The sequence below is a fragment of the Sporocytophaga sp. genome (assembly GCF_017745095.1).
GTDB lineage: Bacteria > Bacteroidota > Bacteroidia > Cytophagales > Cytophagaceae > Sporocytophaga.
Map to the genome: position 1 here is coordinate 1 of NZ_JAGHZZ010000059.1, position 587 is coordinate 587.

A 587-nucleotide genomic window follows, 5' to 3' on the forward strand; every position below is an offset into this window, starting at 1 on the left:
GTGTTTGGTTACCAGCAGTTTGAGTGCCTGCTCAAATCGGTTTGGATCAAAATCCTTAAAGATACGCTGATGCACCATTTGGTCATGGTACATTCCTTTACTGCTGTCAATAAGGGATTCGAAGACCATTCCTTTCTCAATATCACTCATCGGGTACACATCCTCGATGGCATCGCCATTGGCAAGGCTTGCTATTATTTCTTTTCTTAACGCTTCAAGCTCTTCGAGCACTTCGGCCCTGTGCTGGCTTGCAGCCTGGTTCTGCGCATCGAAAACTTCCTGGTTCGCATCTACATGCCCAAGAAGGCTCTCGATGGTATTATGGCGGTATACCTCACCGATTGGCACATCGATGCCAAGCTCGCGGCGAAGTCCTGCCATCATACGAAGGATCTTGATGGAATCGCCTCCAAGATCAAAGAAATCATCACGGATACCGATTGGTTCCCTGCCTAAAATCTCTTCCCAGATCCCTGCTACCGTTTTTTCTCTGGCAGTGCGGGGAGCCGCATATTCACTGGCACGAAGACTGCCAAGGCCGTCTATGGAAGGAAGCTGGGCTTTGTCCAGCTTTCCGTTGGCGGTCA

The 587-nt window shown here is 49.7% G+C and carries 1 protein-coding gene; it reads right to left on the bottom strand.

Annotated features, from left to right (window positions below):
* A partial coding sequence (locus J7604_RS26180; protein ID WP_293903328.1) for a phosphopantetheine-binding protein occupies window positions 1–587 on the bottom strand: 587 nt, incomplete at both ends.